Source organism: Streptomyces hawaiiensis, assembly GCF_004803895.1.
Lineage (GTDB): Bacteria > Actinomycetota > Actinomycetes > Streptomycetales > Streptomycetaceae > Streptomyces > Streptomyces hawaiiensis.
The window spans coordinates 2,517,546-2,540,633 of the sequence record NZ_CP021978.1; the positions used below are offsets into that span (position 1 = coordinate 2,517,546).

General features: G+C 72.3%; 20 protein-coding genes. 12 read left to right on the top strand and 8 right to left on the bottom strand.

The genetic code is table 11. The annotated features are described in order from the left end of the window. Positions 1-117: 117 nt before the first annotated feature. Positions 118-816 (top strand): hypothetical protein, encoded by a 699-nt coding sequence (locus CEB94_RS11620; RefSeq protein ID WP_175432136.1) that lies wholly within the window; start codon positions 118-120, stop codon positions 814-816. Here the strand turns inward: CEB94_RS11620 and CEB94_RS11625 are convergent. Beyond that, positions 756-1,520 (bottom strand): hypothetical protein, encoded by a 765-nt coding sequence (locus tag CEB94_RS11625; RefSeq protein WP_175432137.1) that lies wholly within the window; start codon positions 1,518-1,520, stop codon positions 756-758. The two genes, CEB94_RS11620 and CEB94_RS11625, sit on opposite strands and share 61 nt — an antisense overlap. 60 nt (positions 1,521-1,580) lie before the next feature. Here CEB94_RS11625 and CEB94_RS11630 point away from each other — a divergent pair, with 60 nt between their 5' ends. Together CEB94_RS11630 and CEB94_RS11635 are read left to right on the top strand one after the other, a co-directional pair. Then, on the top strand, positions 1,581-2,363 hold the full coding sequence (locus CEB94_RS11630) for an adenosylcobinamide-GDP ribazoletransferase (protein ID WP_175432138.1): 783 nt from the start codon (positions 1,581-1,583) through the stop codon (positions 2,361-2,363). Between the two features lie 82 nt (positions 2,364-2,445). Next, positions 2,446-3,057: an RDD family protein gene (locus tag CEB94_RS11635; protein WP_246111767.1), complete on the top strand. Its 612-nt coding sequence runs from the start codon at positions 2,446-2,448 to the stop codon at positions 3,055-3,057. On the opposite strand, the gene CEB94_RS11640 is transcribed toward CEB94_RS11635, so the two are convergent. The 5 genes from CEB94_RS11640 to CEB94_RS11660 all read right to left on the bottom strand — a co-directional run bounded on the left by CEB94_RS11640 (position 3,017) and on the right by CEB94_RS11660 (position 9,603). After that, positions 3,017-3,796: an endo alpha-1,4 polygalactosaminidase gene (locus tag CEB94_RS11640; protein WP_175432139.1), complete on the bottom strand. Its 780-nt coding sequence runs from the start codon at positions 3,794-3,796 to the stop codon at positions 3,017-3,019. The genes CEB94_RS11635 and CEB94_RS11640 overlap by 41 nt on opposite strands. After that, positions 3,793-4,443: a spherulation-specific family 4 protein gene (locus tag CEB94_RS11645; RefSeq protein WP_175432140.1), complete on the bottom strand. Its 651-nt coding sequence runs from the start codon at positions 4,441-4,443 to the stop codon at positions 3,793-3,795. The genes CEB94_RS11640 and CEB94_RS11645 overlap by 4 nt, the downstream gene beginning before the upstream one ends. Next, positions 4,440-5,948 carry a hypothetical protein gene (locus CEB94_RS11650; RefSeq protein ID WP_175432141.1) on the bottom strand — a complete coding sequence of 503 codons (1,509 nt, stop codon included), beginning with the start codon at positions 5,946-5,948 and terminating at the stop codon, positions 4,440-4,442. Before CEB94_RS11650 ends, CEB94_RS11645 begins: the two co-directional genes overlap by 4 nt. Further along, a complete protein-coding gene (pelF, locus tag CEB94_RS11655) occupies positions 5,945-7,468 on the bottom strand; it encodes a GT4 family glycosyltransferase PelF (protein WP_175432142.1) in 1,524 nt (507 codons plus the stop codon). The genes CEB94_RS11650 and pelF overlap by 4 nt, the downstream gene beginning before the upstream one ends. A gap of 101 nt (positions 7,469-7,569) precedes the next feature. After that, on the bottom strand, positions 7,570-9,603 hold the full coding sequence (locus tag CEB94_RS11660; protein WP_175432143.1) for a hypothetical protein: 2,034 nt from the start codon (positions 9,601-9,603) through the stop codon (positions 7,570-7,572). A 56-nt stretch (positions 9,604-9,659) separates the two neighbouring features. Here CEB94_RS11660 and CEB94_RS41685 point away from each other — a divergent pair, with 56 nt between their 5' ends. The 8 genes from CEB94_RS41685 (at position 9,660) to CEB94_RS11695 (ending at position 20,553) form a co-directional block, all read left to right on the top strand. Beyond that, a complete protein-coding gene (locus tag CEB94_RS41685) occupies positions 9,660-9,785 on the top strand; it encodes a hypothetical protein (protein WP_281292501.1) in 126 nt (41 codons plus the stop codon). Between the two features lie 164 nt (positions 9,786-9,949). Continuing rightward, positions 9,950-11,476 (top strand): leucyl aminopeptidase, encoded by a 1,527-nt coding sequence (locus CEB94_RS11665; protein ID WP_175432144.1) that lies wholly within the window; start codon positions 9,950-9,952, stop codon positions 11,474-11,476. Positions 11,477-11,841: 365 nt separating this feature from the next. Beyond that, positions 11,842-13,230, top strand: a complete 1,389-nt coding sequence (gene lpdA / locus CEB94_RS11670; protein WP_175432145.1) for a dihydrolipoyl dehydrogenase — start codon at positions 11,842-11,844, stop codon at positions 13,228-13,230. A gap of 63 nt (positions 13,231-13,293) precedes the next feature. Then, a complete protein-coding gene (sucB, locus tag CEB94_RS11675; protein WP_175432146.1) occupies positions 13,294-15,087 on the top strand; it encodes a 2-oxoglutarate dehydrogenase, E2 component, dihydrolipoamide succinyltransferase in 1,794 nt (597 codons plus the stop codon). Between the two features lie 255 nt (positions 15,088-15,342). Further along, the gene (locus CEB94_RS11680; RefSeq protein ID WP_175432147.1) at positions 15,343-15,966 is read left to right on the top strand and encodes a GntR family transcriptional regulator; all 624 of its coding nucleotides are present in this window, start codon (positions 15,343-15,345) and stop codon (positions 15,964-15,966) included. Between the two features lie 267 nt (positions 15,967-16,233). Beyond that, positions 16,234-18,936 (top strand): pyruvate dehydrogenase (acetyl-transferring), homodimeric type, encoded by a 2,703-nt coding sequence (gene aceE / locus CEB94_RS11685; protein ID WP_175432148.1) that lies wholly within the window; start codon positions 16,234-16,236, stop codon positions 18,934-18,936. Between the two features lie 58 nt (positions 18,937-18,994). After that, entirely contained in the window at positions 18,995-19,978 is a 984-nt protein-coding gene (locus CEB94_RS11690; protein WP_175432149.1) for a helix-turn-helix transcriptional regulator, read from the top strand. 56 nt (positions 19,979-20,034) lie between these two features. After that, positions 20,035-20,553 (top strand): DUF4240 domain-containing protein, encoded by a 519-nt coding sequence (locus tag CEB94_RS11695; RefSeq protein ID WP_175436970.1) that lies wholly within the window; start codon positions 20,035-20,037, stop codon positions 20,551-20,553. Here the strand turns inward: CEB94_RS11695 and CEB94_RS11700 are convergent, their stop codons facing one another. Then, positions 20,554-20,790, bottom strand: a complete 237-nt coding sequence (locus CEB94_RS11700) for a hypothetical protein (protein ID WP_175432150.1) — start codon at positions 20,788-20,790, stop codon at positions 20,554-20,556. It abuts the gene before it with no gap. A gap of 53 nt (positions 20,791-20,843) precedes the next feature. Further along, entirely contained in the window at positions 20,844-21,707 is an 864-nt protein-coding gene (locus tag CEB94_RS11705; protein WP_246111768.1) for a peptidoglycan recognition protein family protein, read from the bottom strand. Positions 21,708-21,897: 190 nt separating this feature from the next. Between CEB94_RS11705 and CEB94_RS11710 the strand changes: the two genes are divergently transcribed. Beyond that, positions 21,898-23,082 (top strand): MarP family serine protease, encoded by a 1,185-nt coding sequence (locus CEB94_RS11710; RefSeq protein WP_175432151.1) that lies wholly within the window; start codon positions 21,898-21,900, stop codon positions 23,080-23,082. The last annotated feature ends 6 nt before the right edge of the window (positions 23,083-23,088 follow it).

The window sequence follows — 23,088 nt, forward strand, 5'->3', positions numbered from 1 at the left end:
TCACTCACGCCTGGCTCAACTTCGTCCCGTTCCGGTCGGTCTTGGTACGTGGTGTCGGTTTGACTGAGTCGCAGACACCCTCAGACATCGCCACGCACGGACGAGGACGACCGCCGGATGACCACGCTCGCCCGTTGGGCCCGCGCCGAATGGGGTGCGCTGTACGTCGCGGTGCGCGGGCCGCTGGCCGAACGGCGGTGGCGGGCCGTGCCGATGGCGGTCGCGGCCGTGTGCCTCACGGCCGCGCTGCACTTCGCGCACCACCAGGCGTGGGGCCATCAGTTCGTGCAGAGCGTCGGCGGGGTGCGGGCCGCGGACCCGTTGTGGCAGGCGCTGCTGCGGACACCGCTGTCGCTGTTCGTGCCCGCGCTGGATCTGCCGGTGTGGGGCTCGCTCGCGCAGATCCTGCTGGTGTTCGCCATCGCGGAGCTGTGCATGGGCCGGCGGCGGGCCCTCGTCATCGCCTATGTCGCCACGCTCGCGGGCACGCTGTACGCGCGCCTGGGCATCCGGCTCGGCCCGGACTCCCCGCTGGGTCTGCCCGCCTCGGACCGGTGGGTGGTGGACACCGGGCCGTCGGCGGCGGTGGTGGGGCTGGCCGTGTACCTCGGGTGGCACTACCGCGCGTACGTCACGGCCTCGGCGGTGATCGTGGCGATGGTGGTCGAAGTGATGCTGAAGGAGAACCTCGCGGGCAAGGAGCACCTCGCGGCGATCGTGGCGGTGCTGGTGCTGTGCGCGGTCGGCGAGCTGCGTCAGCGGCGTTCGAGGGAACGGGCCGGCTCGGAGTCCGGTGCGCCGCCGATCCAGTCCTGAAAAGTGCGCCGGGGGCCCACCCAGCGGCGGTCGTGATGGTAGGCGCGCAGGCCGGACTTGGCCCGGGCGCGGGGGCGGTTCCGGTAGAACCGCTTGGCCCACGGGGAGGTGGGGCGGGCCAGCCGTACGGCGCCGATCAGGGCGACGAGGGGGACGATCACGCCCAGGACGGCGATGCGGACCTTCCCCTTGAACAGGGCGACGAGGGCGAACGCGAAGTTCACGAGGACGTTCGCGAGGACGGCGGCGCGGTTCTGCTGCTGGTCCTCGTTGAGGTCGTTGACGCCCAGCGGCGAGAAGCCGATCAGGAGCAGGCCGACGAGGGAGGCGGTGAGGACGACCATCTCCACGCTCTTGCGTCCGTCCGGGGTCCAGTAGACGTCGGCGAGGTGCAGGACCAGGGCGAACTCGTCCATGACGAGGCCCGCGCCGATGCCGAAGATCACTGCGGCCAGCGCCGAGCCGAAGCCGTACTGGCCGCCGGCGACCGCGCCGAAGCCGCCGATGATCGTCAGGATGACGCCGGGGACCACGTGGTGGACGTGGACACCGCCGCTGCCGCTGATGTTGCGGAAGGGGCCCTTGCCCGCCCGGATGAGACGGGTGATGCCCCGGGTGATCAGGAAGGTCAGCACGAAGGAGACGAGAGCGAGAAGCAACGGCAGTTTGCCGGGTTCCATGATGTTCCGCTCGAACCATCCCATATGGGCACTTTATCCTCGGCCGCCGGGCCCGCTCTCCTGACCGGCCGGTAGCCTGCGCCGGTGCCCAGATCCTCGCCCCTCGACGCCCTCCGCTTCGCCTTCGGCACCCTCACGGTGATCCCGGTCCGGGTGACCCGGTGGGACAGAGAGGCCGCACGCGGCGGCATGCTGTGCGCTCCGCTGGCCGGGCTCGTGGTCGGTGCCGCCGCCGCCCTGCTCGGGCTGGTGCTGCTGTTCCTCGGTGCGGGCGCCCCGCTGGCCGCCGTGGCGACTGTCGCCGTGCCGGCCGCCCTCACCCGGGGACTGCATCTCGACGGGCTCGCGGACACCGCCGACGGGCTGGGCAGCGGCAAGCCCGCCGAGGACGCGCTGCGGATCATGAAGCAGTCGGACATCGGGCCGTTCGGGGTCATCACCCTCGTTCTCACCCTGCTCGCGCAGATCGCCGCGCTCGCCCAGGCGTACGACGCCTCCTGGGCCCGGGGCGCCTGCGCCGCCGTCGTCTCCGCGACCCTCGCCCGGCTGGCCCTGACCCTGGCGGCCCGGGCCGGGGTGCCGGCGGCGCGCCCGGAGGGGCTGGGGGCGGCGGTCGCGGGTGTGGTGCCGCCGCGGGGGGCGGTGGCCGCCGCCGTGGCCGTCGCAGGGGCCGCTACGGCGGCCGGTGCCCTCCTCGGGCCGTACGACATGGTCCGGAGCGTGCTCGCGGTCGTCCTCTCCCTGGCCGCCGCCGAGGCGCTGCTGCGGCACTGCACGCGCCGCTTCGGCGGGGTCACGGGCGATGTCTTCGGCGGTCTGGCGGAGACGGCGGCGACCACCGCGCTGGTCGTTCTGTCACTGGGTTGAAACGATCTTCTCGTCCCTCTCCTGCACGGGCCGCTCAACCGCTAGCTTCCTGCCCCGACACACAAGTGATCGGGGGACGTTCATGCCGAAGCTGCGCCGCGTCATGGCCTGGCTCGTTGATTTCGCGCTGGTGGCGGCGCTGGCCTCGGCGCTCGCCGTGCTCACCTTCCACCGGGTCTCCGCGCTCGTCACCGACGTGCCCGAGCTGGCCACCCGCGGCGGTTTCGACCTGCTGACCTCGCGCGGTGACGTGGTCGTCGCCTCCCAGGACCTGGGGCTGACGCTGTGGAACAAGTCGGTGCTGTACGTCGAGCAGGCCTTCGGGCTGCTGGTGCTGACGGTGTTCCTCTACCAGTGGGCGTGCCTGGCCCTGGCCGGGCGCACGGTCGGCAAGGCGCTGACCGGGCTGAAGGTCACCCCGAACCTCCCGCGCAGGGTCAGGGCGGCACGGCGGGCCGCGGTCACCACCGCCGCGGACGTCGCCGTGTACGCCGTGGCGTGCGTGCTGCTGGTCGAGGGCCAGGTCGTGCTGTCGGTGCTGGTGTGGGCGGTCGCGGTGGTGCTGTTCCTGCTGAACGCGCTGCCGGTCCTCTCCCCCGGCCGCCGGTCCCTCGCCGACCGGATCGCGGGCACCGCGGTCACGGGGATCGGGCTCAGCAGTCCCGTCGCCACGCCCCTAGTTCGTACTTCTTGAGCAGCGAACTCAGCTTCAGCCGACGGGAGTCGGCGCAGAAGCGGCCGGTGGGGACCTCGTACTCGACGTGGAAGACGGCCTTGCCGGCCTCGACGAACGGCTTGAGAGCCGCGCACTCGCCGTACTGGGCGCACTGCTCGTTGACCGCGAAGTCGAAGTCCCCGACCAGTTCCGGGATCTGGTCCAGGTCGTTCTTCAGGCCGACGGCCAGGCCCCGGTCGTGGGCCAGCCGGGCGATGAGGCGGTTGTAGCGCAGCTGATCGGTGGCCGTGAGCGGGAAGCCCGTGTCGTTGCGGTAGCCGTCCATGTTGTCCGGCTCCACCGCGTCGAAGCCCTTGTCGCGGCACATGTCGATCCGGGCCGCCATGAGCGGCTCCAGGACGTCGGTGCGGCGGATGTCGAGCCAGCGCTCGCCCTTCCAGCCGTTGCCGCGGCCCAGCACCTCCTCGGGGAACTTCCCCGCGTCCGGGCGGAACTCCTCCCAGGCGCCGGTGGAGAGGTAGCAGATGACCTTGCGGTCCTCGCGGTGCAGCCGGGCGACCGTGTCCTCGGAGTGGTCGAAGCCGTCGATGTCGTAGACCGGCACGTCGACGGAGGTGTCGAGGCGCCCGCTGAGCTGCCACTGCCAGGCGGTGCCGGGCCGGGGCTGCCAGCGGGGGCCGGGCTTGTCGTCGGGGGCCTGAGTGCAGCCCGCGAGCAGCAGGACGAGCAGGGCGGCGAGCAACAGCGGGCGTCTCACAGAAGGTTCTCCAGGGTGTACGGCAGGGTGCCCCAAGGATGATCTCCGGTGCCGGGCACCGCGCAGTGCACCGCCGCGCCCCGCGCCCGGGCCAGGCCCTCCGGGTCGGCGCCGGGCGGCACGCCGTGGACGAGGTGGCACAGCCGTACGTCCGGGCCGCCGGGGCGGGGCTGCGGGGGCAGCGCGCGGTACGAGGCCCAGGTGCCCTCGAAGGTGACCAGGACGTCGGCGATGCGGGCGTAGCAGGGGTGCGGTGAAGTGCCGTGGTTGAGGACGAGGGTGGCGCAGCCGACGCCCCAGGCCGCGACCGCCAGCTTCTGGTAGTGCTCGAACCCCTCGGGGCCGGACGGGACCTGGTCGAGGAAGGCGCCGTCGGTGCCGTACCAGTCGCGGTGCCGAGTGAGGTCGCGTACGACGTCGGTGGCGGCGCGGCGGCCGTAGTCGGTGTCGGCGTACCCGAGGACCCTCACCCCCGCGGCCCGCAGCCGGGCGGCGACCTCGGCGAACGCCGGGTCGGGGCGGTCGCCGGGGCCGCTGGCCGGGTTGAGGACGACCCCGTAGAGGCGGGGCGCCGCCGCGACGATCGCGTCCCATTCGGCGGGGCGGGCGGACGGGTGCTCGTAGTACGGGACCAGGAGAGTACTCATCGGTGGGCGGTTGCCCTTCCCAGCAGGGCGCACACCAGGGCGGCTTGGGCGGCGGCTGCCGTGCCGTACACGGCCGCTCCCGCCATGTGCGGATCGCCGGTGCGGGTGACGAGGAGCAGGGTCTGGACGAGGGCCGCGGCGCAGCACACCGCCGTCGCGCCGGTCACCGCCCCGAACGACTGGAGCAGCAGGCCCGTCCACAGGACCACGCCCAGCAGGAGCAGCCCGGCCAGCCGGACCCCGCCCGGGACCGGGGCGTGCGGCCACAGGGCGGAGGCGGCGAGGCCCAGGGCGAGGAGGGCGGCGAGATAGGCGGACAGGCACTGGACGACCGTCAGGACGGTGGTCCGCCGGAAGTCCCGGGCGGTGCCGCTGGAGCGCAGTCCGGCGAGGCTGTCGCTGCGGAAGCGGTACAGCAGCCACTCGGCGGGTCCCATGCTGAGCGTGAGCGCCACGGCGGCGGGCGCGGCGACCGCACCGGTCGTCTCGCCGGCGAGGACGTCGCCGAGCGCCGCGTACAGCACGAGCACACCGGTGGCGAGCCCGAACAGGGCGTACGGCAGGGAGCCCGTGAGCCGGGGGGCGGCGGGGCGGCGGTGGGCGGGGAGGGTGCCGAACGCGCCGAAGGGGAGCAGGGCGACCAGGCCCGCGGTCCAGCCGTGCTCGTCCTTGAGGGCGGGTGCCACCTCGCGCAGTGCGAGCACGGCGACCGCCGCCAGGGAGGCCGGCAGCAGGGCCAGGCTCGCGGTCTCGGGCAGCGGGTCGACGAGGGACAGGACCGCGCCCGCCGCCATCGGTGCGAGGGCGGCCAGCAGGAGCCGTTCGCGGCCCATCACCAGTAGCACGGTCGCCGCGGCCAGATAGCAGGACTGCCCGGCGGCGAAGGCGACCACGGCCGGGGCCGCGCCCCCCGCGCACGACACGGCGACCAGGGAGCCGAGCAGCGCGCCCGCCGGGGCGCCGAGCAGCAGGGCGCGCCGGGCGGCCATCCGGTCGCCGAGCCCCAGCCACGCGTACGCCCGGTGAGCCAGGCCCTGGTTCCAGGTCCAGCCGCACAGGGCGCCGGCGAGGAGCGGGACCGTGCCCGCGGGGAGTCCGAAGTCGCCGGGGCCGGTGAACAGGGGGGCGCCGAGGACGTAGGCGAGGCCGGGCAGCGCGAAGACGACGCCGCGCAGCAGGCAGCCGAGCAGGCCGATCCGCCAAGGGTCGGGGGCCGGGCCATCGGGCTCGGGGTAGCGGCGCTCGACGCGTTCGTAGAGGGTCTCGGCGAGGGCGAAGGAGTTCTTCACGCCGTACCGCTCGCGTATCTGGTCGTCGGAGAGGCCGTCGGACTCCAGCAGGGCGGCTATCTCGTCCGGGTGGACGGCCGCGGCTATGAAGTCCTCCAGGCGGTCGGCGAGTTCGTCCACCGGGTCGGGCCGGGCCCAGCTGGGGGTGCGCTGCCGGGGGATCCCGGGGAGGGTGTCCGGGCGGGAGCCCGGGGGCAGCCAGACGCTTCCGCTCACCAGCCGGCCCCGTCCGTCGCGACGGACGCGTACCAGGGGTCGCGCAGTTCCAGGGTCCAGTCGGCGACGGTCTCCAGCGTCGGCTCGTACACCTCGTCCTCGCCCGCGAGTTCCTTGTAGATGGTGCGGAAGGCGTCCACCGAGCGGCGCAGCGTGAATCGGTCGATGACCCGCTGACGGGACAACTCGCCCAGCTTCAGACGTCGTTGGTCGTCCTTCAGCAGGGTCAGCGCGGCGGCGGCCATCTTCTCCGGCTCGCGCGGGGGCACCACCAGGCCCGTGTCGCCGACGGCCTCGCGCACCCCGCCGACATCGGTGGACACCGTCGTACGGCCGCAGGACATGGCCTCGATGATGGAGAACGGGAAGCCCTCGGAGATCGACGACAGCATGACGAGGTGCCCGGCCGCGTAGGCGCGCCAGACCTCGGTGATGCGGCCTTCGAAGGTCAGGCCGTCGGTGACGCCCAGTTCGGCGGCGAGCTTCTCCAGCCGGGTGCGGTAGGCCTCGCCGCCGGGCGGGACGGGGCCGAACAGCCTGAGCCGGGCCGCCGGGATCTCGGCGCGCACCATCGCGTAGGCGCGGATCAGGGTCTCCAGGTCCTTGATGGGGTCGATCCGGCCGCACCAGGACAGGGTCGGGACGTCGGGTTCGGGGCCGGCGTGCGGGAAGGCGGCCGGGTCGACGCCGTTGTAGACCGTGCGGATCTTGTCGGCGTCGGCGCCGCCGCGCTCCTCCCAGCGGCGGTTGTACTGGTTGCACGGCGTGATCAGGTCGGCGGCCCGGTAGCCGCAGGAGTTCAGCTCACGGTAGAAGCCGAGCATGAACGCCTTCACGGGCCAGCGCTGGGCGTCGCGGCGGTAGCCGAGGTAGCGCTCGCGCAGGTAGATGCCGTGCTCGGTGAGCAGGAACGGCACGCCGTCCAGGTGGCGGGCGGCGAGCGCGGGCAGGGTCGCGAGGCCGCTGCTCACGGCGTGTGCCACGGAGTCCTCGGGTATGCGGACGCCGAGCGGGCGCAGGGCGTGCTCCAGCAGGTCGGTCGCGGTCAGCGCGTCGTGCACGGTCGGGCGGGCGGCGGCCGTCGGCAGATGCGGCATGGTCCAGATCCACATCAGCGACCGCAGCGCCGACTCGGTGCGCAGGGCGGCCGACAGGCGTCCGTCCCGGGCGAGTTCGGCCAGCTCGTTCAGGGACTCACCGAAGTCGGCGTGCGAGCCGGGGTCCAGGAAGGAGAGCAGGAACCGCTCGTAGCTCTCGGAGAAGCGGCGGCGGGCCCTGCCGTACGGGGGTCTGGCGCGGCCGGGGCGCGGGCCCCAGGTCGGTACGGAGGTGTGGCGGCAGACGTTGGGCGGCAGCTCCCAGGTGACGGGTTCACGGCCGCTGCCGGTGAGCGAGACGATGTGGAAGTCGACCTCCGGCATGCCCTTGACGAGCTGGTCGCACCAGGTGCTGACGCCGCCGTGGACGTGCGGGTAGGTGCCTTCCGTGAGCATGGTGACATGACGGCCTGTTCGCCTCATGCGGTGTTTCCCCCTGTATTGCGGATGTTGTGCGGGGAACCGCTGCCCGGATCCCGTGTGCGGGCTCGTGGTGGGCTGGTCGCGCAGTTCCCCGCGCCCCTTCAGGGCAGCTTCAGCGTGAGAGCCGACTGGAGTGCTGCCGGGGTCGTCCAGGCCGAGCGGGCTCCCGCGTAGGCCGTGCCGAAGGCGCTTGTGCCGAGCAGGACTTGCTTCTTCGTGCCCTCCGGGGCGGTCATCGGGATCTGCGTTCCGGACGGGGCGGTGACCGTGACCGTGCCGCCGATCCGGTACGCCGTCACGCGGTTGTCCGCCAGGGCGGTCTGCCAGGCGGCGCGGCGCTGCACCTCGGTGCCGATGGCGCTGTGCCGGGGGTTCTCCAGCGGGGTGCTGTCGGTGAACAGCGCCCGGTAGTCGGCGAGCACCTTCTCCATGACCGGGTAGAGCAACCGGTCCTCGGCCAGGTTGGACTGGTGCGCGTAGTGCGGCCGGGGGTCGCCCGCGAGGACGTGTCCGAGGGCGGTGCGCGCCTCCTGCGGGACGATGTGCTCGGCGTAACCCGTGGCCGGGTCGAGCGGCTCGTCGAGACACGTCGACGTCGGATTGTCCTCGCAGACGCCGCTGCCGCCGTCACCGCGCGAGGTGTAGACCCAGTTGTACTCGTCGGCCATCTCGGCCGCCGTGCCCACGTTGTAGTACACGTTCATCGGGTGGCGCGGGACGGTCAGGGCGTTGCCGACCGGGCGCTGCTCGGGCTCGCGGGAGTTGTCCGAGGCGATCCACTTGACGCCGGTGTCGGCGAGGGCGCCGGCCAGGCCCGGGTTGTCGTTCGGCTGCTGCGGCAGGGTCTTCAGGCCCGAGTGCTCACCGGTGACCAGCTCGGCGCGGTCGACGGGCAGGCCCTTGTTCACGGCCCAGTTGTGGTTGTCCCGGATCTGCGCGGCGATCTCGGCGCGGCTCATGTACTTCGTCGTGCCGTCGGCGTTCTTCGCGCAGCTCCAGGGCACGCTGGAGGTGTCCTGGACGCAGCCGAGGAAGGGGTGCGTGTAGGTGTGGTTGACCCAGCGGTACTGCGCCTTGTCGGCGAGCAGCCGGTCGGTGAGGGCGTCGGCGCCGCCGTGCTCGGTCTTCCACTCCTCGCCGGACCCGGCGTTGAAGACCATGTCCATGGTGAAGCCGTGCTCGCGCTGCCACTGGGCGGCGTAGGCGGCGTCGTCCGCGGTCATGCGGATCGGCGTGGTGCCCTCGCCGTCGCCGCCCGCGCAGTCGAAGTCGCCCGGGGTGCAGTTGCGTGCGGTGTCCCAGCGGCTGTCCGGGGCGAACACGTCGTCGACGTGCACGGCGAAGGAGTTGCGGGTCTGCCCCAGGTGCACGCCCTGGGTGAGCCACTCGACGATGCCGCGGGCCAGCAGCCGGAACTGCTGCTGGTTGTTGTTGTAGGCGAAGGTCACCACGAGTTCGCGGCGGCCGTCGTGGGCGTACTCCCCGACGAGGCTGCCGCGGCCGGTGCCGCCGGGTACGGGGATGTCGACGTAGCTGGTGAAGCCGGTACGGGGCCGGGCGACATAGCCGTAACTCTCCTGCACGGCCGGGGCGTTGTCCTCGAAGCGGAACGCGCCGTCGAGGTAGCCGAACCAGCCCGCCTTCCCGGCCGCGGTGACGGCTGCCTCGCGTCCGTCAAGAGGGCCCGCCCAGCCACCCTCACTGGTGTAGTCGAGGCCGACCTCCGGGTGCGCCCAGGTGTAGGCGTCGACCTGCGGGATGCCGTACGTCCGCTCGTAGGTCTCCAGCACGGTCTGCTCGGCGGAGCCCGCGCCGAACGGCGCCTCGTTGGGCAGGACGACGCCCTGGTACTTGGCGCGGGGCCGGCCGTCGACGGTGTCGCTCAGGAACGACGCTGTGATCTTCGGCCGGCCGGAGTCGTTCAGGTCGATGGTGGTGTACGGGATGCCCGTGCTCTTCAGGTGGGCGGTGACGGCCTTCACGGGGCTGTCGCCGTTGTCCACCACCAGCACCTTCAGATCGATGCGTGGTTCCTCCGCGGCCGCCGCCCCGGGCGCTGTCACCCCGGCCGTGATCATGCCTGCCGCCGTCACCGCGGCGGCCGTGTTTCTCCATCTGCGCGCACGCTGCGCCATGGTTCCTCCCCCAGAAGATCCCAGGAATCCTCTTGCGGTCGAACAGAGGAGGATCCGTGGAAATCATGCAAAGCGGCGAGCAGGGCGCTCACCGGATCGCGACGAGTGTGACTCAGTTCACCGACATGAAGGATCAAGAAATGGCCACTACGCCACCGACAGGTGAACGCCCGCATGAATGAGCGAACCAGGCCACGCGCGTAGTCTCGACGTCGAGTGTTCGCCGCACCGGGGAAGGCCCCGCGGACCCCAGACCCTGAGGTCGGACTAGGGTCGGCTGTCGGGCCCGGTCGACCCACACCGTTCGACCACAGCAACTTCACATCGGAAGCGAGATTTCACCACCGTGACTGCTCTCACTCTCAGCACCGCCGCGGCGTCCGGTCTGCGGGCCGACGCGATCGTGATCGGTGTCGCCAAGGGTGCCAAGGGGCCGGTCGTCGCACCGGGCGCCGAGGCCGTGGACAAGGCGTACGACGGCAGGCTCGCCGGCGTTCTGGAGACTCTCGGCGCATCCGGCGGCGAGGGCGAGGTGACGAAGCTGCCGGCGCCGTCCGGCTTCAAAGCGCCGCTCGTCCTGGCCGTCGGCCTGGGCGCGGTCCCGGAGAAGGACGCCGAGTACGGCACCGAGGCCCTGCGCAAGGCCGCCGGTGTCGCCGCCCGCGCCCTGGCCGGGTCCAGGAAGGCCGCCTTCGCACTGCCGCTGAGCGACGCCGCCGACGCCGCCGCGATCGGGGAGGGCGCGCTGCTCGGCGCGTACTCCTTCGACACCTACAAGGACAACGGCAAGGACCCCAGGGCGAAGAACGGCAAGGCTCCCCTCGCCGAGATCGCCCTGCTCGGCGGCAAGCCCCGCGACAAGGCGTACAAGGCCGCGGTCGAGCGTGCCGCCGCCGTGTCCGAGGAGCTCAACCGCGCCCGCGACCTGGTCAACACCCCGCCGAACGACCTGAACCCCGAGTCGTTCGCCGCGATCGCCCAGGCCGCGGCCAAGGAGCACGGCATCAAGGTGCAGGTGCTCGACGAGAAGGCCCTGGTCAAGGGCGGCTACGGCGGCATCCTCGGCGTCGGCGCGGGCTCGGCGGCGGGACCGCGCCTGGTGAAGCTGTCGTACACCTCCTCGAAGGCGAAGAAGCACCTCGCCTTCGTCGGCAAGGGCATCACCTACGACTCGGGCGGCATCTCGCTGAAGCCGGCCGGTCACAACGAGACGATGAAGTGCGACATGAGCGGCGCGGCCTCGGTGTTCGCCGCGGTCGTCGCCGCCGCGCGTCTCGGCCTGGAGGTCAACGTCACCGGCTGGCTCGCCCTGGCCGAGAACATGCCCTCCGGGTCCGCGACCCGTCCGGGTGACGTGCTGCGGATGTACAGCGGCAAGACGGTGGAGGTGCTCAACACCGACGCCGAGGGCCGGCTGGTGCTGGCGGACGCGCTGTGGGCGGCGTCGCAGGAGAAGCCGGACGCGATCGTGGACGTGGCGACGCTGACCGGGGCGATGGTGCTGGCGCTGGGCAACCGGACGTTCGGGATCATGGGCAACGACGACGCGTTCCGCGCCGCGCTGTGCGAGGCCGCCGAGGAGGTCGGGGAGCCGGCGTGGCCGATGCCGCTGCCGGAGCACCTGCGCAAGGGGATGGACTCGGCCACGGCCGACATCGCGAACATGGGTGAGCGGATGGGCGGCGGGCTGGTCGCCGGTCTGTTCCTGCGCGAGTTCGTGGGCGAGGGCATCACCTGGGCCCACCTGGACATCGCCGGGCCGGCCTTCAACGAGGGCGGGCCGTTCGGCTACACGCCGAAGGGTGGCACGGGCAGTGGCGTGCGGACGCTGGTGCGGCTGGCCGAGCTGACCGCCGCCGGGGATCTGGGCTGACCTTCGCCTGAGAGCTCGGTCTCGTCCGCCGCGTGGCGAGCGCGGGGGCGTGGGGGTTGTTCGCGCAGTTCCCCGCGCCCCTTCAGGGCGTGATTCCGCCGCCAGCGACAGGGTTGGTCGCGCCCGCGCGGCGGAGCCGCAGATCAGACACCGCCCCGACCCTGGGGCGCTGCCCCCGGGGCGGCTCATCTGAACGTGGGGCGTCTCACACCGCAGCCCGGCGTCTCCTTGTGTGCTGACAAGTGCGAAGATGGGGCTCGGCAGGACAGGGCCCCACCGAAGGGCCGAAGAACGAGCGGCCGGACACCAGCCGCCTGCCGGTCACTGAAGACCGGCTCACGGCGCACATGCATGGAGGACGTGACGTGGCGAACGACGCCAGCACCGTTTTCGACCTAGTGATCCTCGGCGGTGGTAGCGGTGGTTACGCCGCGGCCCTGCGCGGGGCGCAGCTGGGCCTGGACGTCGCCCTGATCGAGAAGGACAAGGTCGGCGGCACCTGCCTGCACCGGGGATGCATCCCCACCAAGGCCCTGCTGCACGCGGGCGAGATCGCCGACCAGGCCCGCGAGAGCGAGCAGTTCGGTGTGAAGGCCTCCTTCGAGGGCATCGACATCGCCGGGGTCCACAAGTACAAGGACGGCGTGGTCGCCGGTCTGTACAAGGGCCTGCAGGGCCTGGTCGCCTCCCGGAAGGTGACGTACATCGAGGGTGAGGGGCGGCTGTCCTCCCCCACGTCCGTCGACGTGAACGGCCGTCGCGTCGAGGGCCGCCACATCCTGCTCGCGACCGGCTCCGTGCCGAAGTCGCTGCCCGGCCTGGAGATCGACGGCAACCGGATCATCTCTTCCGACCACGCCCTCGTCCTGGACCGCGTGCCCAAGTCCGCGATCATCCTGGGCGGCGGTGTCATCGGCGTCGAGTTCGCCTCCGCGTGGAAGTCCTTCGGCACCGAGGTCACCATCGTCGAGGGCCTGAAGCACCTCGTCCCGGTCGAGGACGAGAACTCCTCCAAGCTCCTGGAGCGCGCGTTCCGCAAGCGCGGCATCAAGTTCAACCTGGGCACCTTCTTCGAGAAGGCCGAATACACCCAGGACGGCGTCAAGGTCACCCTCGCCGACGGCAAGGAGTTCGAGGCCGAGGTCCTGCTGGTCGCCATCGGCCGCGGCCCGGTCTCCCAGGGCCTGGGCTACGAGGAGCAGGGCGTCGCCATGGACCGCGGCTACGTCCTGGTCGACGAGTACATGCGCACGAACGTGCCGACCGTCTCCGCCGTCGGCGACCTCGTCCCGACCCTCCAGCTCGCGCACGTCGGCTTCGCCGAGGGCATCCTGGTGGCGGAGCGCCTGGCCGGTCTGAAGACCGTTCCGATCGACTACGACGGTGTCCCGCGGGTGACGTACTGCCACCCGGAGGTCGCCTCCGTGGGTATCACCGAGGCCAAGGCCAAGGAGATCTACGGCGCGGACAAGGTCGTCGCTCTGAAGTACAACCTCGCGGGCAACGGCAGGAGCAAGATCCTGAACACCGCGGGCGAGATCAAGCTCGTCCAGGTCAAGGACGGTGCCGTCGTCGGCGTCCACATGGTCGGCGACCGCATGGGCGAGCAGGTCGGCGAAGCCCAGCTGATCTACAACTGGGAGGCGCTGCCCGCCGAGGTCGCGCAGCTCATCCACGCCCACCCGACCCAGAGCGAGGCGCTCGGCGAGGCCCACCTGGCCCTGGCCGGCAAGCCCCTCCACGCGCACGACTGACCCCTCGGTCGACGAACGCGACGACACAGACTTCCGCACTTTCCGTAAGGAGCAACCGAAACCATGGCGGTTTCCGTAACCCTTCCGGCGCTCGGCGAGAGCGTCACCGAGGGCACTGTCACCCGCTGGCTGAAGGCCGAGGGCGAGCGCGTCGAGGCCGACGAGCCGCTGCTCGAAGTGTCGACCGACAAGGTCGACACCGAGATCCCCTCGCCCGCCGCCGGCATCCTGGCCTCCATCAAGGTCGCCGAGGACGAGACGGTCGAGGTCGGCGCCGAGCTGGCCCTGATCGACGACGGCAGCGGCGCGCCCGCCGCCGCCCCGGCCCCGGAGGCCGAGCAGGTCTCCGAGCCCGCCCCCGAGCCGGCCCCGGCCGCCCCGTCCACCGAGCAGGCCGCCCCGGCGCCCGCTCCCACCGCCGACGCCGCTGCCGGCGGGGGCTCCGCCGAGGGCACGGACGTCGTCCTGCCCGCGCTCGGCGAGTCCGTCACCGAGGGCACCGTCACCCGCTGGCTGAAGTCGGTCGGTGACAGCGTCGAGGCCGACGAGCCGCTGCTCGAGGTCTCCACCGACAAGGTCGACACCGAGATCCCGGCGCCCACCTCGGGCATCCTGCTGGAGATCGTGGTCGGCGAGGACGAGACCGCCGAGGTCGGCGCCAAGCTCGCCGTCATCGGCGAGGCGGGTGCCGCTCCGGCAGCCGCCCCCGCGCAGGAGGCCCCGGCCGCCCCGGCGCAGCCCGAGCCCACCCCGGCCCCGGCGCCGCAGCAGGCCGCCCCGGCCCAGCAGGCTCCGGCTCCGCAGGCCCCGTCGGCCCCGGCACCGCAGCAGCAGACCACCCCGGCCCCCGACCCGGTCCCGGCCGCTCCGGCGCCCGCCCCGGCTCCGGCCCAGGCCCCGGCCGCTCCGGCCGCCGCCAAGCCGGCCGACGACGGCGCCTACGTCACCCCGCTGGTGCGCAAGCTCGCCGCCGAGAACGGCGTCGACCTGGCCGGCGTCAAGGGCACCGGCGTCGGCGGCCGTATCCGCAAGCAGGACGTCGTCGCCGCCGCCGAGGCCGCGAAGGCCGCCACCGCAGCTCCGGCCGCCGCCGCTCCGGCCGCCTCGAAGAAGGCTCCGGCGCTGGAGGCGTCCCCGCTGCGCGGCCAGACCATCAAGATGCCGCGGATCCGCAAGGTCATCGGCGACAACATGGTCAAGGCCCTGCACGAGCAGGCCCAGCTGTCCTCGGTCGTCGAGGTCGACGTCACGCGGCTGATGAAGCTGCGCGCCCGCGCCAAGGACGCGTTCGCATCGCGTGAGGGCGTCAAGCTCTCCCCGATGCCGTTCTTCGTCAAGGCCGCGGCCCAGGCGCTGAAGGCGCACGCGCCGATCAACGCCAAGATCAACGAGGCCGAGGGGACAATCACCTACTTCGACACCGAGAACATCGGTATCGCGGTGGACTCCGAGAAGAGCCTGATGACCCCGGTCATCAAGCACGCCGGTGACCTCAACCTCGCCGGTATCGCCAAGGCGACGGCCGAGCTCGCGGGCAAGGTCCGGGCCAACAAGATCACCCCGGACGAGCTGTCCGGCGCGACCTTCACCATCTCCAACACCGGCTCGCGCGGCGCGCTCTTCGACACGATCATCGTGCCGCCGGGCCAGGTCGCGATCCTCGGCATCGGCGCGACGGTCAAGCGTCCCGCCGTCATCGAGACGGAGGAGGGCACGGTCATCGGCGTCCGCGACATGACGTACCTGACCCTGTCCTACGACCACCGCCTGGTGGACGGCGCCGACGCCGCCCGTTACCTGACGGCGGTCAAGGCCATCCTGGAGGCGGGCGAGTTCGAGGTCGAGCTCGGCCTGTAGTCGCCGACCAGCAGTACGCATCGATGCCCCGTCCGGCTTTCCCGGGCGGGGCATCGTCGTCCCCAGGGGCGCGGGGAACTGCGCGATCAGGCACCGACGGCCCGCAGCCGCCCGCACACCGTCCGGACCGAACTCACAGGCGCCGCAATCACCATGTGCGCCTCGTCTCACCTGCGCGACAGCCCCCACGTCGGCCCCACCCGCGGAGCGAACCGGCCGTATTGTCTAAACGTCAATCCCGCGTAAGGAGCCCTCATGACCGCGCCCGTCATCCACTCGCTCCGCGAGCAGATCCGCGAGCACATCCTGGAGGGGATCATCAGCGGACGCTGGCAGCCGGGCGAGCGGATCGTCGAGCGGCGGATCGCCACCGAGCTGGAGGTCAGCCAGACCCCGGTCCGCGAGGCCCTGCGCGAGCTGGAGTCCCTGCGCCTGATCGAGTCCGCTCCGAACAAGGGCGTGCGCGTCCGCAACCTCACGGCCGCCGATCTGGAGGAGAGCTACCCGGTCCGGGCCGGCCTGGAGGCCATCGCCGCGGAGCTGGCCGCCCAGGGCCTCGCGGAGGACTGCTCGGCACTGGAACCCCATGTCAGCGCCCTGTACGAGGCCGACCGCGTCTGCGACGGCACGGCCCAGGTCCGCCACACCGTCGCCTTCCACCGCGAACTGGTCCGCGCCGCGGGCAACTCCGTCCTGCTGCACACGTGGGAAGGCCTCGGCATCGAGGTGTTCACGGCCCTGTCGATCCGCTGGCTGGGCACCCAGCAGCAGTCCTACGCCGAGGAGCACGAGGAGCTCGTCGCCGCGTTCAAGCGCCGCGACCCCCGTATCGCCGAACTGGTGAAGGCGCACGTCCTGGGCTGCGCGCCCCGGGCGTGACACCCGAGCGCACCCCCGCTCAAACACCTCCGACCTGCGAAAACCGTTCGAGAATCGGTCACCGCGTGCCACCGTCGGAGGCACCGCGTGCCTATTTTCTCGTGATCAAGAGGTTTTGCCCCTCAACCCTTTGATCGATCATCGATCAGCGAGTTACAGTCGCCGACGGGCTTGCACCCGAGCCCAGCGCCCTGTCCTGCCAAAGACAAAGGGCACCCCCGATCCCCTTATGTGAGGGAACCCCCTTCGACTGAGGAAGGCGGCGACATGACCGACCCCAACGCCATCCAGCCGAGCGAGCTCGACCAGCTCCACGACCGGGACCCGGAGGAGACCGCCGAATGGCAGGCCTCCCTGGACGCGGTCACCCAGGCTGCCGGGCCGCACCGTGCCGCATACCTGATGCGCCGCACGCTGGAGCGCGCAGAGGGCGCCGGCATCGCGCTGCCGAAGCTCCTCGAGACCGACTACGTCAACTCCATCCCCACCGCCGCCGAGCCGGCCGTGCCCGGCGACGAGGCGATGGAGCAGCGGATCACCGCGTGGAACCGCTGGAACGCGGCCGCGATGGTGACCCGGGGCAGCAAATACGGCGTCGGCGGCCACATCGCCACCTTCGCCTCCGCCGCCTGGCTGTACGAGACCGGCTTCAACCACTTCTTCAAGGGCAAAGAGGCCGACGGCTCCGGCGACCAGCTCTACATCCAGGGCCACGCCTCCCCCGGCATCTACGCCCGCGCGTTCCTCGACGGCCGGCTGAACGAGGAGCAGCTCGACAACTTCCGCCGGGAGGCGGGCGGCAACGGCCTGCCCTCCTACCCGCACCCGCGCCGGCTGCCCTGGCTGTGGGAGTTCCCGACGGTCTCGATGGGCCTCGGCCCGCTGTCGGCGATCTACCAGGCGCGCTTCAACCGCTACCTGGCCAACCGCGGCATCAAGGACACCTCCGCCTCGCACGTGTGGGCGTTCCTCGGCGACGGCGAGATGGACGAGCCGGAGTCGACGGCGGCCCTGGCGCTCGCGGCCCGTGAGGAGCTGGACAACCTCACGTTCGTCATCAACTGCAACCTCCAGCGCCTCGACGGCCCGGTCCGCGCCAACTTCAAGATCGTGCAGGAGCTGGAGGCCCAGTTCCGCGGCGCCGGCTGGAACGTGATCAAGACGCTGTGGGGCACGGCCTGGGACGAGCTGTTCCGGCTGGACACCACGGGCGCGCTCGTACGCCGTCTGCGCCAGGTACCGGACGCGCAGATCCAGACGTACCAGACCCGCGACGCGGCCTACATCCGCCAGGACTTCTTCGGCGGCGACCCGGCGCTCGCGGAGATGGCGAAGCTGCTGAGCGACGACAAGATCCTCGAGTGCTTCCACCTCTCGCGCGGTGGTCACGAGGCCCGCAAGGTGTACGCCGCGTACCGGGCGGCCGTCGAGCACCGGGGCGCGCCGACCGTGATCCTGGCCCAGACGGTCAAGGGCCACACCCTCGGCGAGGGGTTCGCGTCGAAGAACGCCAACCACCAGATGAAGAAGCTCTCGGTGGACGAGTTCAAGAACATGCGCGACCTGCTGGAGCTGCCGATCAAGGACAGCGACTTCGTCGACGGCGTGGTCCCCTACGGCCACCCGGGCGCCGGCTCCCCCGAGGTCCGCTACCTCCAGGAGCGGCGTGCCGCCCTCGGCGGTCCGGCCCCGGCCCGTCGCGTGCACCCGGTCGCGCCGCTGCCCGCCCCGGCGGAGAAGGCGTTCGCGTCCTTCGACAAGGGCTCGGGTGCGCAGAACGTGGCGACGACGATGGCGTTCGTCCGCCTGGTCAAGGACCTCGTCCGCGACAAGGAGACCGGCAAGCGCTGGGTGCCGATCGTCCCGGACGAGGCGCGCACCTTCGGCATGGAGTCGCTGTTCCCCTCGCTGGGCATCTACTCGCCCAAGGGCCAGACGTACGAGCCGGTCGACCGCGACCAGCTGATGTACTACAAGGAGGCCAAGAACGGCCAGATCCTCAACGAGGGGATCACCGAGGCCGGTTCGATGGCCGACTTCATCGCCGCTTCGACGTCGTACGCGACGCACGGCGAGACGATGATCCCGTTCTACATCTTCTACTCGATGTTCGGCTGGCAGCGCACGGCCGACCAGATGTGGCAGCTCGGCGACCAGCTCGGCCGCGGCTTCCTCGTCGGCGCCACGGCCGGCCGTACGACGCTGACGGGCGAGGGCCTGCAGCACGCCGACGGCCACTCCCCCGTGATCGCGGCGACCAACCCGGCGGCGCTGTCGTACGACCCGGCGTTCGCCTACGAGGTCGCGGCCATCGTCAAGGAGGGCCTGCGCCGGATGTACGGCGAGGTGGCCCCGGGTGAGGACCAGGACGTCTTCTACTACCTGACCGTCTACAACGAGCCGATGCCGCAGCCCGCGAAGCCGTCCGTCGACGGTGTCGACGAGGGCATCGTCAAGGGCCTGTACCGCTTCAACACGGCGGAGTCCGCGGGCATCACACCCCCGGCCAACGCCCCGCGGATCCAGCTGCTCGGCTCCGGTACGGCGATCCACTGGGCGCTCAAGGCGCAGCGGTTGCTCGCCGAGGAGTGGGGCGTGGCGGCCGACGTGTGGTCGGCGACGTCCTGGAGCGAGCTGCGCCGGGACGCCCTGGAGGCGGACGAGGCGCTGCTGCGCGGCGAGGAGCGGGTGCCGTTCGTGCGGCAGGCGCTCCAGGGTGCCGACGGCCCGGTGCTGGCGGTCTCCGACTACATGCGCCAGGTCCCGGACCAGATCGCGCAGTGGGTCGAGCAGGACTGGTCCTCGCTGGGCGCCGACGGCTTCGGCCTCTCGGACACCCGTGAGGCGGCCCGCCGCCACTTCGGTGTCGACGCCGAGTCGATCGTCGTCGCGGCCCTGGCCCAGCTCGCCAAGCGCGGCGAGGTGCAGGCGACGGCCGTGAAGGAAGCGCGCGCGAAGTACGGCCTGTAGTAAGGACCGGTGATCGGCAGGCCCCCGCCCCGGCGGGGGCCTGCTGCATGATGTGGGCATGCGCGCTGCCCGGCTGATCAAGATGGTGCTGCTGCTCCAGTCCCGGCCCTCCATGACGGCCGCCGAGCTCGCATGTGAGCTGGAGGTCTCGGAGCGGACCGTCACACGGGACGCGCAGGCGCTGTCGGAGGCCGGTGTGCCGGTGTACGCGGACCGGGGGCGGGCCGGTGGCTACCGGCTGGTGGGCGGGTACCGGACGCGGCTGACCGGGCTGCACCGCGGCGAGGCCGAGGCGCTGTTCCTGTCCGGGGTGCCGGGCGCGCTGCGCGAGATGGGCCTGGAGGACGCGGCCTCGGCGGCCCAGCTGAAGGTGTCGGCGGCCCTGCTGCCGTCCCTGCGGGACGCGTCCAGGACGGCGGCCCAGCGGTTCCATCTGGACGCGCCGAACTGGTTCAAGGAGCCGAAGACGCCCGCCCTGCTGCCGGCCGTCGCGGACGCGGTCTGGGACGACCGGCGGATCAGCGCCCGCTACCGGCGCGGGGAGGACGAGGTCGTCCGGGAGCTGGAGCCGTACGGGCTCGTGCTGAAGGCCGGCGTCTGGTACCTGTGCGCGCGGGTGGCCGGGGGCTCCTTCCGGGTGTACCGGATCGACCGGTTCACGGCCGTGGAGCCGGGCGCCGAGCGCTTCGAGCGGGAGCCGGAGTTCGACCTGCCCGCGTTCTGGGAGGAGCGGGCGGAGCAGTTCGCGCGGTCCATCCTGCGGGCGCGGGTCGTGGTGCGCCTCTCCCCCGACGGCGTGCGCGGACTGCCGTACGCCCTCGGTTCGCCGACCGCCCGGGAGGCACTGGCGGACGCGGAGGCCCCGGACGGCGACGGCTGGGTGACCGTTGCCCTGCCGGTGGAGTCCGAGGAGGTCGCCCACACGCAGCTGGCGGCCCTGGGCCCGGAGGTGGAGGTGCTGGCTCCGGAGGGCCTGCGTGAGCGGTTCGCCGCGGACGCGGCGCGGCTGGCGCGGCTCTACCGGCCCGAGGGCGGCGCATAACGATCCCGCGCACTCCGGGTGCGCCCCTGTGTCCCAGGGCCGATGCTTGACCCGTGATGGACGAGACGGAGTTCTGGGAGCTGGTGGACGACACCCGGGAGGCCGCCGAAGGCGACCCGGAGGAGCAGGCCGACCTGCTCGTGGACCGGCTCGCCCAGCTGGACCCGGACTCGGTCCTGGACTTCGCCCGGCACTTCGAGTCCCGCTACAACCGCGCCTACCGCTGGGACCTGTGGGGCGCCGCCTGGGTGCTGCTCGACGGGGCGAGCGACGACGCCTTCGACTTCTTCCGGTGCTGGCTGATCGGCCAGGGCCGGGAGGTGTTCGAGGGCGCCGTGCACGACCCGGACGCGCTCGCCGATCTGCTGGACGACTTCGACGAGGAGATCGACGGCGACGCCGAGGAGCTCGGCTACGCGGCGGACGAGGCCTACGAGCAGCTCACCGGCGCGGTCGCCCCCGACCTGGAGATCGCGCCGGCGCCCCCGGAACCGGAGGGCACACCGCTCGACTTCGAGAACGAGGGGCTGCTCGCCGAGCGCTACCCCCGGCTGTGGGAGCGCTTCAGGGGCTGATCAGGCGACCCGGCGGCGGCTCGCGTCGGACGGGATGTACGCGTGCGCCCCGTCGGCCCGCACCGCGTGGTGCATCGGTGCCGCGTTGGCCTGGTCGAGAGCGGACGCGGTGACCGCGGCCGGGCCCAGGACCACGGTCAGGGCCGCGCAGAGCACCGCCCAGGGGCCACGCGCGGCTCCCGACCGCACACCCGCGTTCCCCGTGTCCCCCGGGGCCTTCGTACGACCGTTGCTCATGGTCCCCACCTCCAGTCGGCTGCCTGTGCGGACGACCGTAGGGGGCCGGGATCTCAGGACGCTGCGCGTTCGCTGTGGTCTTGCTGTGGACCGTCCGGCCGGCCCTGGAGACGGGCGGCGAGCTGTCTGATCTCGGGCAGGCGGGCGTGCAGGGCGGCGCCCGGGCAGCTGGTCATGTAGCCGTCGTTGTGGCCCGCGAGGGCGGGCAGCCTGGCGGTGGAGCCGGCCGCGTACCGGCTCAGGCCGTTACTGGAGACCAGGCGGACGTCCGAGCGCGGGTCGGTGCCGGTCAGGCCCAGCTTCCAGGCGGACAGCGCGGCGATCGCACGGATCATGGGCCGCGGGACGGGCATGCCCTCGGTGAAGGTACCGAGGGCGGCGATGCCCGTGGTGCGGTGGTTGAAGCCCTGGGTGTGGGCGCCGGTGACGGCGCGCTCCACGCCCCCGGCGCGGCCTTCGTAGACGGTGCCGCAGCGGTCCACGACGAAGTTGTAGCCGATGTCGTCCCAGTCGCGGGTGCCGGTCTGGCCGGTGTAGAGGTCCCGGATGATGCGTGGCGCGTCGGCGCAGTCGTAGCCGTTGGGCGAGTCGGTGTGGTGGACGAAGACGGCGGCGACCCGGTCGTCGTAGCGGGGGCGGGGCTGCGCGCGGGCGGCGTCGCCCAGCCAGTGCGCTCTCGGCACGATGTGCGGGCGGGGGGCGGCGTAGGGCGTGGCGGTGGAGCGGGCCGGGGCGGCGCGGGAGCCGGTCTCGGCGGCGTTCTCGACGCCGTGGGCGCACAGCACCAGTGCCACGACGGCGGCGACGCCCGGCAGGCAGCCGAGCAGGACCCGGGCCGCGCGCGGCAGGCCGGCTGTGCCGGGTGCCCCTTCGGCGGAGTGCCCGCGTGCGCCCCGCCGTCTTCGGAAGACACGCATGGTCCCACTGTCGGCCTGATCCGGGCCGTCCGCGATGTGTGATGTGCCACCCGGTGGAACCATCGTCACGGTCCGCGACGTTTTTCCGAGTGCACGCCCGCGTGGCCGATTCCGATCACCCCGCGCGCGTGTGACTGATCACCGGGCCCTCCCCCGCGTATTAAGGGGTTCCGAGAGAAAGGCGGCGTGCGTGGACCTGCTCGACATCCTGCTGTTGCTGGTCGTCCTGGCCTACGCGGCGTCCGGGTACCGGCGCGGGCTGGTGGCCGGCTGTGTGTCGCTGGCGGGTTTCGTGGGCGGCGCGGTCGTCGGCGTGTGGATTTTGCCGTGGGTCATGGACCTGGTGGAGCCGGGGACCACGCGGGCGACGGTGACGGCGGTGTTCACGGTGCTGCTCCCGGCGGTGGTGGGCCACGAGCTGGCGGGGCGCCTCGCGCTGCGGCTGCGGCGGGAACTGGACCGGGGGCCGCTGAGAGTGGCGGACGGGATCGGCGGGGCCGTGGCCAACGCGGTGGCCGTGCTGATCGTGGCGTGGGTGGCCGCGAGCGTCCTGGGCGCGTCCTCGTCGCCGCTGGTCACCTCGGCGATCCGGGACTCCCGACTGCTCGGCGCCGTGCAGCGGACGATGCCGGACACGACGCCGGCCTGGTTCTCGGGGGCCACGTCCGCGCTGACGCAGGCGGGTTTCCCGCAGGTCTTCAACCCCTTCGAGAACGAGTCGACGGCCGAGGTCGCCAAACCCACCGGCGACAGCGTCACGGCCGCCGCCACCGAGGCCGCCAAGCGGAGCACGGTGAAGGTCGAGGGCGTCGCGGGCACGCAGGGCCGCGAGGGCAGCGGGTTCGTCTACGCGCGCGAGCACGTGATGACCAACGCCCATGTGGTGGCGGGCATCGACGAGCCGACCGTGCAGATCGGCGGGGTCGGGCGGACGTATGAGGCGCGGGTGGTGCTCTTCGACCCGCAGAAGGACGTGGCCGTGCTGTACGTGCCGGGTCTCAAGGCGCCCGTGCTGCGGTTCGACGACGACGCCGGGCGCGGCGACTCGGCGGTCGTCGCGGGCTATCCGCAGGACGGCGACCTGAACCTCCAGGCGGCGACGGTCGCGAACCGGGTGCGGGCGACGGGCCAGAACATCTACAACGACGGGACGGCCACCCGGGAGATCTACTCGATCCGCTCCACGGTCCGTCCCGGCAACTCCGGCGGCCCCCTGCTCACCACCGACGGCCGGGTGTTCGGCGTGGTCTTCGCCCGCTCCACCACGGACGCCGAGACGGGCTACGTCCTGACGGCGGACGAGGTCGCCTCCGACGCACGCCGCGCCGCGGAGGCGACGGCACCGGTGGACACGGGCGAGCTGGCCGCGTCGTAGCCCCGG